Origin of the sequence: Nocardia sp. NBC_01388 (genome assembly GCF_045040085.1) — a bacterium.
In the GTDB taxonomy this organism is placed as follows: domain Bacteria; phylum Actinomycetota; class Actinomycetes; order Mycobacteriales; family Mycobacteriaceae; genus Nocardia.
Genome location: NZ_CP109553.1, coordinates 698,172 through 714,253, shown reverse-complemented (window position 1 = coordinate 714,253; position 16,082 = coordinate 698,172). Strand labels below are relative to the sequence as shown.

General features: G+C 66.7%; 17 protein-coding genes and 2 pseudogenes. 7 read left to right on the top strand and 12 right to left on the bottom strand.

The genetic code is table 11. The features are described 5' to 3' along the window. Window positions 1-51 precede the first annotated feature (51 nt). Complete coding sequence (locus tag OG716_RS03425; RefSeq protein ID WP_405136229.1) at window positions 52-1,221, bottom strand: hypothetical protein; 1,170 nt, start codon at window positions 1,219-1,221, stop codon at window positions 52-54. Between the two features lie 169 nt (window positions 1,222-1,390). On the opposite strand from OG716_RS03425, the gene OG716_RS03420 reads away from it, so the two are divergent. Then, window positions 1,391-1,987 carry a TetR/AcrR family transcriptional regulator gene (locus tag OG716_RS03420; protein WP_405136228.1) on the top strand — a complete coding sequence of 199 codons (597 nt, stop codon included), beginning with the start codon at window positions 1,391-1,393 and terminating at the stop codon, window positions 1,985-1,987. Window positions 1,988-1,996: 9 nt separating this feature from the next. Here OG716_RS03420 and OG716_RS03415 read toward each other — a convergent pair whose 3' ends face one another. Further along, window positions 1,997-3,271: an NAD(P)/FAD-dependent oxidoreductase gene (locus tag OG716_RS03415; protein ID WP_405136227.1), complete on the bottom strand. Its 1,275-nt coding sequence runs from the start codon at window positions 3,269-3,271 to the stop codon at window positions 1,997-1,999. 92 nt (window positions 3,272-3,363) lie between these two features. Between OG716_RS03415 and OG716_RS03410 the strand changes: the two genes are divergently transcribed. Beyond that, window positions 3,364-4,113: a GNAT family N-acetyltransferase gene (locus OG716_RS03410; protein ID WP_405139491.1), complete on the top strand. Its 750-nt coding sequence runs from the start codon at window positions 3,364-3,366 to the stop codon at window positions 4,111-4,113. Between the two features lie 99 nt (window positions 4,114-4,212). Here OG716_RS03410 and OG716_RS03405 read toward each other — a convergent pair whose 3' ends face one another. Beyond that, a complete protein-coding gene (locus tag OG716_RS03405) occupies window positions 4,213-4,998 on the bottom strand; it encodes a CHRD domain-containing protein (RefSeq protein WP_405136226.1) in 786 nt (261 codons plus the stop codon). Window positions 4,999-5,313: 315 nt separating this feature from the next. Between OG716_RS03405 and OG716_RS03400 the strand changes: the two genes are divergently transcribed. Further along, window positions 5,314-5,589, top strand: coding sequence for a hypothetical protein (locus tag OG716_RS03400; RefSeq protein ID WP_405136225.1), 276 nt, complete (start codon window positions 5,314-5,316; stop codon window positions 5,587-5,589). A 13-nt stretch (window positions 5,590-5,602) separates the two neighbouring features. Here the strand turns inward: OG716_RS03400 and OG716_RS03395 are convergent, their stop codons facing one another. Beyond that, window positions 5,603-6,760: a serine hydrolase domain-containing protein gene (locus OG716_RS03395; RefSeq protein WP_405136224.1), complete on the bottom strand. Its 1,158-nt coding sequence runs from the start codon at window positions 6,758-6,760 to the stop codon at window positions 5,603-5,605. Between the two features lie 99 nt (window positions 6,761-6,859). Here OG716_RS03395 and OG716_RS03390 point away from each other — a divergent pair, with 99 nt between their 5' ends. After that, on the top strand, window positions 6,860-7,798 hold the full coding sequence (locus tag OG716_RS03390) for a LysR family transcriptional regulator (RefSeq protein ID WP_405136223.1): 939 nt from the start codon (window positions 6,860-6,862) through the stop codon (window positions 7,796-7,798). Here the strand turns inward: OG716_RS03390 and OG716_RS03385 are convergent. The 3 genes from OG716_RS03385 to OG716_RS03375 are packed head-to-tail and all read right to left on the bottom strand — an operon-like array spanning window position 7,753 to window position 10,333. Beyond that, window positions 7,753-8,382: a non-oxidative hydroxyarylic acid decarboxylases subunit B gene (locus OG716_RS03385; RefSeq protein ID WP_405136222.1), complete on the bottom strand. Its 630-nt coding sequence runs from the start codon at window positions 8,380-8,382 to the stop codon at window positions 7,753-7,755. The two genes, OG716_RS03390 and OG716_RS03385, sit on opposite strands and share 46 nt — an antisense overlap. Then, window positions 8,382-8,855 (bottom strand): hypothetical protein, encoded by a 474-nt coding sequence (locus tag OG716_RS03380; RefSeq protein WP_405136221.1) that lies wholly within the window; start codon window positions 8,853-8,855, stop codon window positions 8,382-8,384. Before OG716_RS03380 ends, OG716_RS03385 begins: the two co-directional genes overlap by 1 nt. 38 nt (window positions 8,856-8,893) lie before the next feature. After that, window positions 8,894-10,333: a UbiD family decarboxylase gene (locus OG716_RS03375; RefSeq protein WP_405136220.1), complete on the bottom strand. Its 1,440-nt coding sequence runs from the start codon at window positions 10,331-10,333 to the stop codon at window positions 8,894-8,896. A gap of 163 nt (window positions 10,334-10,496) precedes the next feature. Between OG716_RS03375 and OG716_RS03370 the strand changes: the two genes are divergently transcribed. Both OG716_RS03370 and OG716_RS03365 read left to right on the top strand, forming a co-directional pair. Further along, a complete protein-coding gene (locus tag OG716_RS03370) occupies window positions 10,497-11,024 on the top strand; it encodes a phenolic acid decarboxylase (RefSeq protein ID WP_405136219.1) in 528 nt (175 codons plus the stop codon). 76 nt (window positions 11,025-11,100) lie between these two features. Continuing rightward, a pseudogene (locus tag OG716_RS03365) lies at window positions 11,101-11,250 on the top strand (oleate hydratase); the annotation flags it as partial. Here OG716_RS03365 and OG716_RS03360 read toward each other — a convergent pair. The 5 genes and pseudogenes from OG716_RS03360 to OG716_RS03340 form a co-directional block, all read right to left on the bottom strand. Continuing rightward, window positions 11,232-11,945, bottom strand: coding sequence for a spermidine synthase (locus tag OG716_RS03360; RefSeq protein ID WP_405136218.1), 714 nt, complete (start codon window positions 11,943-11,945; stop codon window positions 11,232-11,234). The pseudogene OG716_RS03365 and the gene OG716_RS03360 sit on opposite strands and share 19 nt — an antisense overlap. Before the next feature lie 292 nt (window positions 11,946-12,237). Continuing rightward, window positions 12,238-13,029 (bottom strand): annotated as a pseudogene (locus tag OG716_RS03355) (serine/threonine-protein kinase); the annotation flags it as partial. 220 nt (window positions 13,030-13,249) lie between these two features. Further along, window positions 13,250-14,572: a DUF2786 domain-containing protein gene (locus tag OG716_RS03350; RefSeq protein ID WP_405136217.1), complete on the bottom strand. Its 1,323-nt coding sequence runs from the start codon at window positions 14,570-14,572 to the stop codon at window positions 13,250-13,252. Between the two features lie 60 nt (window positions 14,573-14,632). Beyond that, complete coding sequence (locus tag OG716_RS03345; RefSeq protein WP_327140475.1) at window positions 14,633-14,779, bottom strand: DUF6307 family protein; 147 nt, start codon at window positions 14,777-14,779, stop codon at window positions 14,633-14,635. Between the two features lie 12 nt (window positions 14,780-14,791). Beyond that, window positions 14,792-14,986 carry an RGCVC family protein gene (locus tag OG716_RS03340; RefSeq protein ID WP_327140476.1) on the bottom strand — a complete coding sequence of 65 codons (195 nt, stop codon included), beginning with the start codon at window positions 14,984-14,986 and terminating at the stop codon, window positions 14,792-14,794. A gap of 173 nt (window positions 14,987-15,159) precedes the next feature. On the opposite strand from OG716_RS03340, the gene OG716_RS03335 reads away from it, so the two are divergent. After that, a complete protein-coding gene (locus OG716_RS03335; protein WP_405136216.1) occupies window positions 15,160-16,032 on the top strand; it encodes an NAD(P)-dependent oxidoreductase in 873 nt (290 codons plus the stop codon). Window positions 16,033-16,082 lie beyond the last annotated feature (50 nt).

Here is a 16,082-nt window from a genome sequence, read left to right as displayed (position 1 = left end):
ACACGCCGATAACGCACGCCGATAATTGCGTGCGGAATGCGGCGCGCTGGTCTATGCGATTGTCGAAGGCTGCAGGACGAGGTGGGAGCCCGCGGCGCGCGCCATTGCGCGCCGGCGGACGAGCGAGGTGACCGCGGCGACCGCGATCAGAACAGCGGCCGCGGCCAGTACCGCATCGCGCATCGATGCGACGGTGGCGACAATGCCGAGCCCGATGGTGCCGACCGCCGCGCACAGATACGCGACCGCCGCGAACCGTGCGGAGATCCGGGCATGCTGATCGGGTGCTGTTGCCGCACTGACGATCCGGAGTCCGGTGCGATACGCGATGCCCTGACCGCACCCCGCGATCACACCGCCGCAGAGCAGCAGTGGCAGGCTCGGCACCCATGACACCGCGGCCGCGACCGCCACCCCGGCGATGATGATCAGCTGCGCCGTAACCGGCTCGGCGGGAAGAGTATTCGGCGCCAGGACGCGCTGCGCGACCCAGGCGCCGACCAGATACAGGGTCACCGGCAGCGCCAGCAGGGTGAGGTTCTTCGTACCCAGCAGCTCCGCACCGTAACTCGGCAGCAGTGCGACCACCAGACCGGCGGACACCCACGCGGCGATCCCGGTGAGATACCCCGCCAGCGGCGCTTCGCTCTCGACATAGGGGGCCTGCGCCCTGCGCGGTGGCGCGGCCGGTCGCGTGGCGCGATCGGAAAGCACCAGCAGCGCAACAGCTCCGAGCAGCACCGCGTGCACCAGATAGACAGTGACGCCTGGTGCGGGCAGATATTGCGCCAGGCCCGCCGCCGCGAAGGTGCCCAGCGCGGAACCGAAGACGGTCGCGCTCGCCATCGCGGTGCGACCGCGCTCGCCCCGGCGCTCCAGGATCAACCCGGCCAGTGATCCGGTCACCAGACCCACCGAGAGTCCGGCGCAGATGCGCGCGATACAGGCCGGCCAGGCCGAATGCGCCACTGCCATAGCAAGATCCGCGGCGATGCCGAAAACGCTGCCGACACCGATCCGCCACCACCACCCACCGCGCGAGGGCGGTGTCCCGAGAATCGACAGCGTCGGGGTGAGCGCGAACAGATAGGCCGCGAAGATCACGGTGATGAGCAGCGGCGCCAGCGACCAGGCGTGCCGGTAGTACGGCATCATGCCCGTCGCCATATTGGGCTGCGCCATGATCAGCACCAGGAGCGCGCCCGGAACCGCTGCCCTCATCAACCCTCCCAAGTGAGGAGATCTTCTCGATTAGAGAATAGACAATTGAGAAGAACTTCTCTACTCGAGGGCGGATGATGGTCTACGACAGCATGCGGCGCGGCTCGCCGATTACCCCGATTTCGACCCACCTACCCCGGCGCCGCAGGTGTTTGTGCAGGATGGAAGCGTGCCCGTGAACACCCGCAGCGATGCCCAGCGCAGCCGAGTGCTGCTGGTCGACGCGGTCCGCACTCTGCTGCAGGCCGGTCGGATCGGCTTTTCGATACCCGAACTCGCCGCCGAGGCGGGCGTCGGCGTGGCCACGGCGTACCGGCACTTCCCGACGCCGCAGGATGCGATGCAGGCCTTCCACCGCCGGGCCATCGAACAGCTGCTGGAGGCTTTCGCCGAGGTCGATGCCGGCGCCGCGGATCTCGGTCCGGTCGAACGCTTCCACCGGTTCTGCCGCACCTGGGTCGAGCAGGCCATGCAGTGGGGTCCGGCGGTGCGCTACATCCGCAGCAGCAATGGCTTCATCGAACGCCTCGGAGACGGCGACGAGGCGATCACCGCCATGCACGACCGGCTCGCCGACGTCCTGAAAGCACTGGCGCGCGAAGGGAAGACGACCGAATTCGACGTCACCTACGCGGTGCTGCTGTGGATCACGATCTTCGACGAACGCGTGGTCTACGACCTCGCGGAGCACCGGCGCTGGCAGCCCGCCGAGATCACCGACCATCTCACCCGCGCCGTCGCAGGGGCGCTCGGCGTCAAGGTGTGAGCTCCGAAATCACCGCGGCGGGCGGACCGTCGACAGGGTGGGCTTCTTATCGTCTTCCCACGCAATGCGTTTCGGATCGCCGTGGCATTCGACCAGCGCGGCGTGATCGCGATCCATGTAATCCCAGGCCCACGACATGAAGGCATCGACCTTGCTGTGCGCGCCACTGAGCAGTGCGGCATGCACGCCCAGCCAGGCGGCACACGCCACCGGGCCCTGAATGTGATGGCGATGCGCGCCCACCTCGGCGATCGCGGCCCCACGGCCGATCATGGCCATAATGCCTTTGTCCTTGTAGTGGAACGGCTTCCGATCCTCGTCCGTGATCTCCCGGATGATGTTCTCGGCTGCCCACACGCCGGACTGCTGTGCCACCGAACCGAGTTGCGGCAGCGTTTTGCCCTCTCCATCATGAATATTCGCGACATCACCGATCGCGTAAACGCCCCAATACCCGTCGACCGTGAGGTCTGCCATCACATCGATGCGCCCGCCGTGCCCCGGCGCGACACCGCATTCGTGCGCGACCGGCGAGGCCGATTCCCCGCCGGCCCAGACCGCGGTCTGCGTCGCCAGTACCGTCCCGTCGCTGAGATGCACGCTCGCGGCCTCGATCTTGCTCACGCCCACACCGAGTTTCACCTTCACACCGTGTTCGGTGAGCTTCTCGAAGGCGTATTTGTGTGACCGCTCGCTGAACGGCGCCAGCAGCGCATCACCGTGATTGACCAGGTAGACATCGGCCGCACCACCCGCATGCTCCATCGTCCGCAGCGCGGAGAACAGTTCGGCGAAGGCTCCCGCGGTCTCCACGCCCGTCGGCCCGCCGCCGGTGACAACCACATCCAGCGGGCCCGAACGCGTTTCGAGCATGGACCGCACATGCAGCCGCAACCGCTCGGCATCGACGATCGAGTACAGCGGGAACGAATGCTCCGCCGCTCCCGGCGTTCCGAAGAAGTTCGCGCATGCACCCGCGGCCAGCACCAGATAGTGACCCGTGACGGTCTCGCCCTCGCCGGTCGTCAACGACCGCGAGCGGAAATCGATATCCACGATCTCGGACTGGATCAACCGCACATTCGGATGCTTGGCGAAGATGGCCGCCAGGGGCCGCGCGACATCCTCGGCGGGGAGCTGCGAGGTCGCCACCTGATACAGCAGCGGCTGAAACTGGTGGTAGTCATTACGGTCGATCAGCACGACGTCGACACCGGCCGAGGCGAGCTTGTGAGCGCACGCAACTCCCGCGAGACCGGCCCCGGCTATCACTACAGACGTCATGCCCCCACCATGCCACCTCCACGGGCGTTGTGGACGGCCATTTACCATGGTCTGCGCCATACCCGCACCGGCCCGGAACGAGAGGCGTGACGATGGAGACGCGCGAGCAGCCGGTCGAAGCAATCCTCGATCGCGACGGGAACCCGCTCGCCCATTTCGAACGCGAAGAACGCGACGGGCGGCCGTGGGCGGATGAATTATGTTGTGCCGCAGCTATTTCGCCCAGCACAGCGGCTGCTGCGATCGTGCGGTCCCTGGCGGGCTGGGGAGCCACCGCCGCGGGCGATTTCGGGAGCGCTCTCATCGACGCCGGCGCCACGCGATTGCGGACCTTCCATACCTACACCATGGCGCTGTCCCCGCCGATTCCGGAACCGACACTGCCATCGGGTCTACAGCTCCTGCCCGCCGGGCAATTTCCACCCGCCGCGCTCTATGAAGCGCTGCTGGCCGCCTATCTCCCGGGCCATCCCGATCACGACGACGAGGCGCCGGCATCCCTCGACGGGCTGTACGACGGGACGCTCATGGGTCCGCTGCACCCGTGCAGCGCCGTCGCCTGGGACGGGCGGCGCGTGGTCGCGGCCGTACTGGTCCAGGATGCCGAGGGCAAGCCGCCATTGGCGGGCCCGTGGATATCGGAGGCATTCCGGTACCCCGGACCCGACTACGCCGGGCTCGGCGCGCTGCTCCTGCAATGCGTCACAGCCCGGGCGAGCGACGCGGGTCTGACGGCCCTGGGACTGTCGGTCACCGACACCAATCCGGCGCAGGCGGTCTACGAGCGGCTCGGTTTCACCCGCACCGCTCGGTGGACAGACCTCGAATTTCCCTGCGCTTGAATCCTCCAGCGCTACCCCGTGACGTTCGGGCAGCTACCCGGTGACGTTCGGGCAGCTACCCGGTGACGTTCGGGCAGCTACCCGGTGACGTTCGCGCAGCTACCCGGTGACGTTCGCGCAGAGGATGGGCGCGAACAGCAGCGTCGGGGTATTCCCGTCGAGGATCTGGCTCATCGGACCCATGTGCACGTTCACGTACCACCCGGTCGCCGGCGGCGGGGTCGCGACATTGTCGACAGTCGCCGTCAGCGAACCGTCGCCGGCGCCGTCGGCCTGCAGATCGGGCAGCGGGTAGAGGACAGCGCCCTGGGCCGCGCAGCTTCCGGTGTGGATGTGCACCGCATGGGCACTGCCGGCGGGCAGCCCGGTGGCGTGGAGAACCACCTGCAGACTGTGCTGCGTGCCGTCATAGGTGAGCTTGACCGTACCCGCGGGCGTCTCGCCATTCTTCTGTGGCGCAGCGACTTTCAGCGTGACCGGCCCTGCCTTGGGGGTATCCGCGGGAATGTCCGCGCAGCCGATCGGTGTGAAGCTCACATCGGTGGAGGCTCCGAGCTGGGCGCTGGGCGCCAGATGAATGTTCAGATACGACCCGCCGGGGATACCGCCGGGAACCGGCCCGCTCACCACGCTCTGCCGGATCGCCCCGGCGGCGTCCGCGGTGATGTCCGGGAACGGCACCGCGGGCGGCTGCGTCTGATCGGCGCAGGTACCGGGATGAATATGCATGGCATGGCTGCTGCTGGGCGTGAAGCCCTGCATGTCGATGGCCGCGGTGACGAGCGTCGTGGCCGGATCCCAGCTCAGGACAGCCGTCCCGGTGGGCGTGGTCTCGAGCGGCAGGCCGCCCTGCGTAGCCGGGGAACCACTCGATGCGGAAGTCACCGGGGGGCTGGTCGACGGTGACGTGGACGAGGTCGAAGAGGTCGAACAGGCGGCCGCCGCGAGCACACCTACCGCCGCACTGCACAGAATCGCGCCACGAAGCATAGGAATCATCCCTTGAATTGGGTGAAATCGGTGGCTGAGATTCTGACGCTAGGCTCGGTGCGAGTGGCCTGTCAAGGCTCGTCGAAAGGCGTTGGCGGAGTATGCGTTCACATGGAACTCATAGCTCCGGAGGTGCTTTCCCAGCCCCGCCTCGGTTAGAGTTCGCGCACGGCGACCCCTCGGTCGGCGTGCGCGAACAGGAGAACCACTATGCCAGCGTCCCGTACCGGGAGATTGCTCGCCGAAGGTATTGCAGTAGCGAGCCTCTGCTTCGCGGGCGGGGGTCTCATCGCCGCGGGCGATTCGGCAGCGGAACCCGTCACGCTGGTGGCCGGCACGGACGCCGGATCGTCGCTGTCACCGACCGGTTTCGCGGCGGGGTCCGCGGAGGGCGGCAAGCACATCTGCGATGCCGGCGGCATCGCGGTCAGCCTCAGCGGCAACTCCAGCGTGACGTGCAACGGGATCACCAGCGGCAGCGCCTAGCGACCACCCGTATTCAGGAGGCCGCGCAGATCGCCGTATCGAATACGTGCTGCTGCGCGGCCGCCGTGGCCGGGTCGGAGGCGCGCAGGTTGGCCAGCACGGTGACCGCGCGGCCGTCCGCGGTCACCCCGTCGTAGGTCCGGAAGCCGGGGATGGAACCGCCGTGGCCCCATACCCGCGCACCGCACGGCACCGCCAGCCGCGCGACGCCGAGACCGTAATCGATGCCGTCGCGATTGGTGAGCGGCTTCGGATCACGCTGCATCTCGGCCAATTGCGCCGGCTGCAGCAGCTTGCCGGTCAGGAGTGCGGTGAAGAAGCGGTTCACCTCGCTGCCGGTGGAGACCATCGCTCCGGCCGAGCCGGCCCACGAGGTCTCCAATCGGGTGAGGTCGGCGCGCTGACCGTCGACGATCTCGTAACCCTGCGGATGCGGATCGCGCAGCTCGATCTCACCCGGAGCGGGAATGTAGGTGGCTTTCAGCCCGAGGGGTTCGATGATCCGCCGGGTGATCTCGTCCGCGAAGGGTTTGCCGGTGAGGCGCTCGACCAGCATGCCGACGATCAGATAGTTGGTATTGCTGTATTCCGCCTTCTCCCCCGGCGGGAAGTGCGCGGGCATGGTGCTCAGTGCGCTGTGCACCAGCGCGGCGGAATCGAAGTGCTGCTTCAGCATTGCCTCGTAATCCCCGTCCAGCTCCGGCAATTCCAGATATTCGGGCAGTCCGCTGGTGTGCTGCATGAGATTTCGCACGGTGATCCGGTTGCCGTCGATACCGTCGCCCTGCACCACACCGGGCAGATACCGCTCGATCGGGGCATCCAGATCCACGGTGCCCGCGGCCACCAGCTGCATCATCACCGTGGCGGCAAAAGCCTTGGTATTACTGCCGATTCGAACCCGGGCGGCGGCCGGAAAGCTCGCGCCGGTCGCGATATCGCCCACCCCCGAGGTAGCGCTCCACTCGTTCCCGTGCTCGGTGACGACCACCTGCACACCCGGCGTGCCCGCGGCGACCGCCGCATCCAGTGCGCGCTGCACCTCGGCTCGTCCGGTATCGGACAGCGGCCCGCGCGGCGCCGAGTCCGTACGCGTCGTACATGCGGTCAGCGCACACACCAGCGCCAATCCGCCCGCCATGAGCCGCCCGGCGCTCAGCATCGAAGTCATACCAGCAGGTTCACACGAGCACACCGGTCCGCACATCGCTCGCAGGTCCCACGCGCACCCCGAGAATCCCCCGAGTCCGTCGTTCGCTAGACATGGACCATGGACCTGCGCCAGCTGCACTACTTCATCGCCGTCGTCGAGACCGGCACCTTCACCGGTGCGGCAGCGCGCGTGCATGTGGCCCAGTCCGGTGTCAGCGCCCAGATCAAGGCCCTGGAACACGAACTGGGCCAACAGCTTTTCGAGCGACGTCCGCGAACGGTGGTACTGACCGCCGCGGGCGATGCGCTGCTGCCGCACGCACGCGCCGCGCTGGCGGCCCTCGACGCCGGTCGTGGCGCGATCGACGCGCTGACCGGACTATTGCGCGGGCATGTGGCGGTGGGCAGCATCAGTTCGATCTCACCGCGCAGTATCGACCTGCCCGAAACCCTCGCGTCCTTCCATCGCGCACATCCCGGCGTCGATATCTCCTTGGTCGAGGACAGTGCGGCGGGACTGGTCCGGCGCCTGCGCGAGGGCGTCCTCGATGTCGCGTTCACCAGCCTCATCGGCGAAACCGTGACCGGATTGCACACCCGGGAATTGCACCGGGAGCGTGTGGTGGCGGTGCTGCTGCCCTCCGATCCCCTGGCGCTCGAGACGGCGCTTCCCCTGTCGGTGCTGAGTGAGCGGCCGCTGATCGCCCTCCCCGAGGGTTCGGGGCTGCGCTGGCAGCTGGACCGGGCGCTGGCCAAGGCCGGTGTTCGCGCGCGCATCGCGTTCGAGGCGGGCAGTCCCGATATTCTCGTCATGATGGTGGAGAAGGGTCTCGGGATGGCCCTGGTACCGGAATCGGCTCTCACACACAATGATCGAGTGGTGAGTGTGCCGGTGCCCGAACTCCCGGCGGGACGGCTCGGCATCATCTGGCTCGAGGGTGTCGCCGCCCGGCCCGCCGCCCGCGCGTTCATCGAGCACACCGCCGCACTGGCGTCGCAGCGCCCGGCGGCTCAGCGCCCGGGCAGTGCGGCCAAGCCGTCCGCGGCGCGTTCCTGACGGGCCGCATCCAGTCCGTGCCACCGCCTGGCCTGCGGCGCATCGAGATCGAACTGGTCGAGAATCCGGGTCACCACATGATCGACGAGCTCGTCGATGGTTTCGGGGTGGTTGTAGAACGCCGGCATCGGCGGCACGATGCGCGCACCCATCCGGCTCAACGCGAGCATATTCTCCAGATGGATCTCATTGAGCGGCGTCTCGCGCGGCACCAGGATCAGGCGACGGCGTTCCTTGAGCACCACGTCCGCGGCCCGGCAAATGAGATTGTCCGCCTGCCCGTGCCGAATCGCGGAGAGGGTGCGCATACTGCACGGCACGATGATCATCCCGGCGGTCCGGAACGATCCCGACGAAATCGCCGCGCCCTGTTCACCCAGCTTGTAGGAGACGTCGCCCAGCGCCGCGACTTCACGGACGGTATAGGGCGTCTCCATCTCGATATTGGATTTCGCCCAGGTGCTCATCACGAGATGTGTTTCTATTTCGGGTATTTCGCGCAAGGTCTGCAATAGGCGCACGGCATACGGTGCACCGCTGGCCCCGGTGATGGCGACGATGATGCGCCGCACTGATTCGGCCACTACTCCCCCTTCCGGGCGGCCCGGCCTACTTCCAGCCGGGCGAATACTCTGGCGCTGCGCGCCCAGTTCTCTTCCTCGACAAGCTCGGCGGAAGTACGAAATGTCAATGGCTGCATAGTGATACCGATGTCATCACGCTTGTGCTCGGCCAGCGCGAACTCACAGCCCAGGACATCGTCGAGGACCACCGCGGTCACCAGCTTCAGCTTGAGGTGGTGACACACCGTACCGTCCACCGCGAGCAACGCCGCGGTACCCGAGCGCAGCAGATTCGCCCGGGTACGGCTGCTCGCCACCGCGGCCAGCAGCGTATCGCCGCCGACCGCTGGCTCGAGTTCCGATCGCGACAGCAGGGCGCTGTGCGGGAAGCCGTCCGCATCGACCGAGAGAAAAGGAAATGCCTGCTCACAGGCCCCGACAGTGGGAAAACCCCGCAGTAGTGCGGAGACTTCGTCCGGAATCGTCATGACCATTCGGCCTTTCATCGGTCGGCACGGGCGGCGATCGGGTCCTACAGCGGCAGTGTCGCCTTCCACTTCTCGCGGATCTCGGCCCGATACGGTTCCTCGAAACGGTTCGCGCGCGGGTAGGAATCCTTCCACGCGAACGGTTTACACGCGTCGATGAGCACGATCCCCATCGACATATCCCCGGCCACACGCTTGGCCGGCGAGAGCCGCGGATCGATCGCGGTGGTCGGCGCCCGCAGGATATGCATCGACTCCGACGGATCGACACGGGTGAAGATCGCCCACAGCACATGATTGATATCGGTGATGTCGATATCCTCGTCGACCACGACGAAATAGCGTTCCATGCCACCGGTCCGCTTACGACCGGCGGCCGCCAGCAGCGCATGCATCGCATCGCCCGCACCGGTCTGCTCGACCGAGATGACCATCATCAGCTGCCGCGCGTATGCCCATACGCCTCGAATGTTCTGCACTCCCGAGGCTTCCAGGTGATCCCAGGTGACCGACGCCGAGTACAGCGGCACCGCCTGATCACCGGCGGGAACCGTCGGAATCATCGGCGGCGCACCGAGAATGATCGGATCGTCCCGATGCATGATCCGGTTCACCCGCACCACGGTCTCCTGTCCGGCATGGGTGAAATAGCCCGTCCACTCACCGAAGGGGCCCTCGAGCACGGATTCCTCCGCGACCGGCGGCATCTCACCCTGGATGACGATCTCCGCATGCGCGGGAATCGGCAGATCCGAGCCCGGCGCGTAGAGCACCTCCACCGCCTGACCGCGCAGGCCGCCGGCCACGTCGTACTCCGAAACCCCTTCGGGCGCAGCGATTGCGGCCACCGTGGACAGGATCGGATCCGAGCCCACAACAACCGCGATCGGGCAGGCCTCGCCGCGATCCCAGTACTTCTTCGCGATCGCGCGCGCATGCCGGTTGCCCAGCATCCACAGTGACAGGCGGTCCTTGCCCTGCACACAGCCCCGGTAGGTACCGACATTCACCCACCCGGTATCCGGATCGCGGGTGATGACCATGCAGGCGGTCCCGATATAGCGGCCACCGTCCCCGTCGTGCCAGCGCGGCGTCGGGAATACGGTCAGGTCGACATCGTCGCCCTCCATGACGTTTTCGAGCACCGACCCGGTCGGCACCACCACCGGCGGGATCGGCTCGATCTTCTTGCTCAGTTCCTTCCACGCCCGGATGATCTCCATTTTCGGTGTGTCCGAGGGCAATCCGAGCGCGACCGCGCATCGCTGGGCGGTGCCCATGAAGTTGGCGAACACCCGATAGCCCGGCGGGTAGCCCGGAATATTGCCGAACAGCAGCGCCGGACCCTCCGCTTCGGCGAGAAGCTCTGTGAGGGCGCCGATTTCGAGGTCCCAGTGCGCGCCGTCGATCACCCGCACCTCATCCTTGCCCAGTGTGTCGGTGAGATTGGCGATGTAGTGCCGTAGATCGCGAAACAAAGTCATGACCCCACTCTGCGAGCGCCACTGCCATCCGTCCAATAGCTAGTTCTGCTACCTGCCATCACAAATTAATATGGGTGAGACTTCCCCGCGGATACCGGTCCGAGTCATTAGTCTGGTAAACGCGCAGGTCCCGAACGTGCAGGTTGACCGAGAGGATCTATCGATGAGTGCCGGCCCCACCATCTCGAATTCCGCGTTCACCGGCGATCTGACCGGGATTCTCGGCAAACACGTCATTTACGTCTATGCGAACGGCTGGAAGTACGAGCTCTACGTGCGCAATGCGGAGACCATCGAATCCCGGTGCCTGATGGGCCCGATGTTCGGCCGGTGGTCCAAGAATCAGGCCGCGAAGATCATTCAGCTCAGCGACGACCTGTACAAGCTGGCCTGGGTGGAACCGACGGGCACAACCACCGTTGTCATCGTGTATCTGACCGGCCGCCAGGTGCACACCACCATTTCGTATCCCCAGTGGATGCTCGACTACCCCGAGATCACCCTCACTCGCTACGAGGACAATCTGGACGAGATCATCGCCGCCCGCGACCTCGGACCGACCTACCCCCTGACCCTCGTCTCCTCGGCCGGGCGCATCACCTACCTGGAAACCCGTGAGCCGGAAGACGATTCCGTCATCGCCGGCCCGCCCGGAAAACTTCCGCTGGGCTACGCCGACCAAACCAATTGATCGAAGTCGCCTGCCGATCACCGAGTACATGCCCTCCATCACGAGCCAGTTCCTGGTCCGCTAGCACGGCGACCGGCCCGATGTGGTTCCGGCGGGCTCGACCGACCTCGCCTTCATCGGCCAGTACGCCGAAGTCCCCCGGCAGCTGCTACCGGCGGGGCGATCGGGGCAGTGCCGTTGTCGGCGGGCATCGGCTCGCGGCGGTGCCTACTTGGTCGCCAGATAAATCGTGTTCGACGATCGGCCCCTGGTCAGCGGGTTGTCGAAGAACACCTGCCGAGCCTCGATATCGGTGAAAACGGTATCGAGGATCGCGCGGAACTCGTCGTCCGGCGGATCGTCGGACCACAGCGCGAAGGTTCCGCCCGGGGCGAGATATGCCGACAGCGCCCGCAATCCCGCCCGGGTGTAGAAGGCCGCGTGCGGTTGATGCAACACGTGCCGCGGCGAGTGATCGATATCCAGCAGCACCGCGTCATAGGTCCGGCCCGGAAGCGCCGGATCGAACCCGACCGCACCCACGGCCGCGGCGAAGAAGTCCGCGCACACCAGCGCCACCCGCTCATCACCGGCCAAACCGGCGGCATCGGGCAGCAGATCCCGTTCATGCCAATCGATGACCGCGTCGGAGTATTCGATAACGGTGAGCGTCCGGACCCGAGGATCCGCCAGCGCTGTTCGCGCGGTGTATCCCAGCCCGAGCCCGCCGACAATCACGTCCAGCCGCTCCCCCGGCGTCCGTGCCAGCCCGAGTCGCGCCAATTCCTCTTCGGCAACGGTGAACAGGCTCGACATGAGGTATTCGTCCCCCAGCTTGACCTCGTACACATCCGACCGCACCCCCGGATCGAACCGCCGTCGCAAACTGATCTCGCCCATCGGCGTCAGCCGCCAGCCCAACTCCTCGAACCGTGCGCTCATCGCATGACGATAGACCAGGCGTCAGCCGCGAACGGCGAGGTGCACGGGCGACGTCGAATACCAGGAGTGGGCGTGAGAATCCGAGACCTGAGCGCACCGGTGCGGCCGGTCGCACCACCTGGGTGGCTGCGCGGTGTCCGCACTGCCCGGCGTCCGAGGGTCCCGCGTCCTGAGTGACCGGGACCGGCGCTGCCTGCGCTGTTGCCTCCGCGGCCGGTGCGGTGAGCATAACCAGCGCCTGCGAAATGCTCGGTCGCGCAGCGGGATCCTTGTCCAGCAGCCCGGTGATCAGCGCGGCGATGCCACCGGCGTACTGCGGCGCGGGCACAGGATCGAACACCACCGCCGCCAGCGTCGCGGGCAAAGCCGAACGGAGAAAAGGGGATCGGCCTTCGACCGCGTGATAGAGGGTGACCCCAAGCGAGAACAGGTCACCCGCGCCGCCGTGGCCCGCGCCTCGAATGCGCTCGGGAGCCATGTATTCGGCCGAACCGGTGACGGCGCCGCATTCGGCGAACGTGTCATCGGACAGGTGCGCCGCCGTGCCGAAATCGGCGAGCAGCACCTCGCCGGTATCGGTCAGCAATACATTGGCGGGCTTGATATCTCGATGCACCACACCCGCCGCGTGTGCGGCGGCGAGAGCGTGCAGCAGGGCCGTCGCGACAGCGGTGGTCTCGTCCACCGTGAGCCGGCCCCGCTCCTCGATGCGCTGCTGCAGCGACTGCCCGCGCACCAGGCGCATGACAATCCACGGCATCCTGTCCTGGACGACAACATCGTGGACCGTCACGATATTCGGGTGATCGCGCAACCGCGCGGCGGTGCGGGCTTCATGCTCGGCGAGGGAAAGGCGTTCGGCTCGTTCCGCATTCGAGGCCGCGGCTGGCAGGCGGACTTCCTTGACGGCCACATCAACACCCAGCAGCGCGTCGCGGGCCTTCCACACCCGGCCGAAGCCGCCGACCCCCAGTAGTTCGATCAGCCGGTATCGTCCCGCCAGCACCGAGCCCGGCCGGTTCGCCGTGCGCACGCCTTCCCCCTCGGACGCGGCGACCGGGTGGCGACAGATCGTGTTGCTCATGAGGCTTTCCCAACTCCGTCGGGCTTACTTGGAGACACCTCTCATACTTCGCGTGCGGGCACCCGCAGGAAACCTCATTGTCCCGATTTGCGCAGTTCATTCCCCATATCCGTCAATTCCGGACCGGAAGCCACAGCGGCGGAGACGCCTATCGGTCGAGCGGCGGAGACGCCTATCGGTCGAGCGGCGGAGACGCCTATCGGCCCAGCGGCGGAGACGCTTATCGGTCAAGCGATCGGCGGGCGTCGAGGCGCGCGCGGTCGGCGGCTGCGCGACCGGCCTCCCAGCCTTCGGCGCTGCGGATCGAAACACCGCGGGTGCGGGCTTGCGGAAACAGCGTGTCGAAGGCGGCGTCGACCGCGATCTGGTGCGACGCCAGCACCGGCAACAGCCGTTCCGGCTCAACCGATTCCGCGATGGTGGCCGCGGTGGCCGCTTCCAATCGCTCGCCGATGCGGGAGGCGTAGGCGACCAGGAACGACTTACGGAAGGTGCGGCTGCGCGCCTCGTCGCTGCGCGCCTCCCTATTACCGCTGGCGATCATCGCCCTGGTGGCCTGGACCAGCAGTGAGGTGGAAAGCAATTCGACCGCGTCCAGGTCTGTGTCATCGCCCACGATGGTCATGAAGCCCCACGCCGAGGCGAAGATCGCCCGGCTGCGATTGGCCTTGGCGACCACATCGATCAGCAGCGCCTTCGCGTCCACATAGGGGGTATCGAGCCAAATGCGCCGCGCCCCAGGCAGATCGGGGACCGAGGTGTCCGCGTCGACCAGCACCCGATCGAGTGCGTACTTGGTCATCAGCTCCTGCGCCTTGGCCGAAAGCGCCTCGGCCTCTTCCGGAAACGAGGTCGATTCGGCCTTGGCGAGCAAGCCGCGGACTCGGCCGAGCACCTTCTCATCGATGTGATGGGGCACCTCGGCATGCGGGCGAGCAGTGCCGGGCAACTGCCGGATGAGTTCCAGCTTCGGCAGCAGAATGAGCAGCGCGAGCGCCTCGACGACGGTGGTGAGCGCCTCGGCGGTGGTCAGCATGTGTTTGGCCGCCCACTGGCCGAGATGCGAAGTCGAGTCCGACCACCAGGTGTCCGCCGCGAGTTCGCGAAGCTGCTCGAGCCAGGTCTCATCGACGGTGCCGGGTGCGAACGGGCGCATATAGGCGGCCATGACGTCGATGAGGAAGCTGATCGCGAAGGCGTCGACTCGGCGCTGCGCGGCCTGGTGGATATCGGCGGGCAGCCAACCATTCTGAAAGGTCCTGGTGATGATGTGCTGCCCCGCCAGGTGCGCGCCCAGTTCGACGTCGTGAACCGGCAGATCGCTCCCCGCGAGCTGGTCCGCGAAGCGTTTGGCGACCACCGAATCGCCCTTCGGGGACTTACCGCGCGCACCGCTCTGCGCCGAATCCATGGCGGTGGTCATGATCGCATCGGCTATATCGGCCGCGGTGACATTTCCCGAGTCGGGTGCCGTCCAGAAATCGGACCCACCCTGCCGCGCCTGCTGCTTGGCCGCCCGATGCTTGCGATTCGGCTTACCCACGACCACCGACCATATTTCACCGAGGCCTTTCGGCCTCGGCGGGGGCGCTGAATGCTGCTGTCAGCGCACTTTCTCGGGGATGGTGTCGAGCGCGTGCAGTACGTGCACCGCAAGCGCGTTCGCGGTTTTCTCATCGAGCTTGGAGTGCTTCCGAACGGTGTCGCTGACCCGCTGGACCCGATTCTCATATGGCGATTTAGTGGTCATTCGCTTGCTTTCCTATCGCCGGTAGTAGGTCTTCTCGTGCTCGGCCGGAAGGACGCAGACGCATCCTCTGTCCAGCCCGCTCGTCGCGGTCGCGGAGCAGAACCGAACTCCGACGCCGGCGTGCGCTTCCAGATCGTGCGGGCATGCCGCACAGGAGAATTCGAGCGGCGCAACGTCGATGGGGGTGACCTGTTCGTTTGACGACAACTGCCTCACCTCTTCGGTAGGTCTACGCCGTAGACATACGGTGCAGACACCTCCAAACTACACCTACTACCGGTTGCGCCGGTGCCTGCCCTGGCTCGACAGCGGACAGCCGGGCTCGCGGATTTCGCTTTCAAGATCATCTTCGGTAACCGCGGCTCGGTAAGGTGCGGCCGGTGGCGAAGATAGCGTTTCTGGGCGCAGGTCGGATGGGGCTGGGGATGGCCGCGCGGATGGTGGCTGCCGGGCATGAGGTGACCGTGTTCAATCGGTCGCCGGAGAAGGTCGCGGAACTGGTGGCGGGCGGCGCCGTTCTGGCGGCCACACCGCGCCGGGCGGTAGCGCAGGCCGAGGCGATATTCGCGATGGTGGCCGATGATGACGCCTCACGCGCGGTATGGCTCGGGCAGGACGGTGCGCTGGCCGGGGACCCGGGGCCGGGTGCGTTCGCGGTCGAATGCTCGACCGTCTCCCGGCCGTGGGTGCTGGAGTTGGCGAAACATGCCGCAGCGCAAGGTCTCCGGTACCTCGACTCACCGGTCACGGGACTCCCGGAGGCCGCCGCGGCAGGTGAGCTGACATTGTTCGTCGGCGGCCCCACCGCCCATCTCGAAGCAGCTCGACCGCTGCTGAACCCCTTGTGCACCAATATTGTTCATTTCGGTGAGGTCGGCGCCGGTACCGCCTACAAGCTCGTGCAGAACCTGCTCGGCTCCGTCCAGATCGCCGCGACCGCCGAGGCGCTGCGCGTCGCCGAACTCGCCGGGCTGGACCTGACCACCGTCGTGGACACGCTCGCCACCGGTGGCGCCGCCAGCCCCACGGTGGTGCGCGTCAGTCGCCTGATGCTCGACGGTGTGCACGACCGCGATATCGCTTTCACGGCTGCGTTGCGGCTGAAGGACACTCGCATCGGAGTCGAACTGGCCGACGCCGTGGATGCCCCGGCCGCCCTCGGGCACACCGCCCTCGATATGTTCACCCGCCTCATCGACACCGGCCACGGCGACCTCAACGAAACCAAGGTCATCGACCTCCTGCGGGAGTGAAGCCCACGCCTGCTCGGCATTCGCCATGATGGAGGCGATCTCCTTGCGTG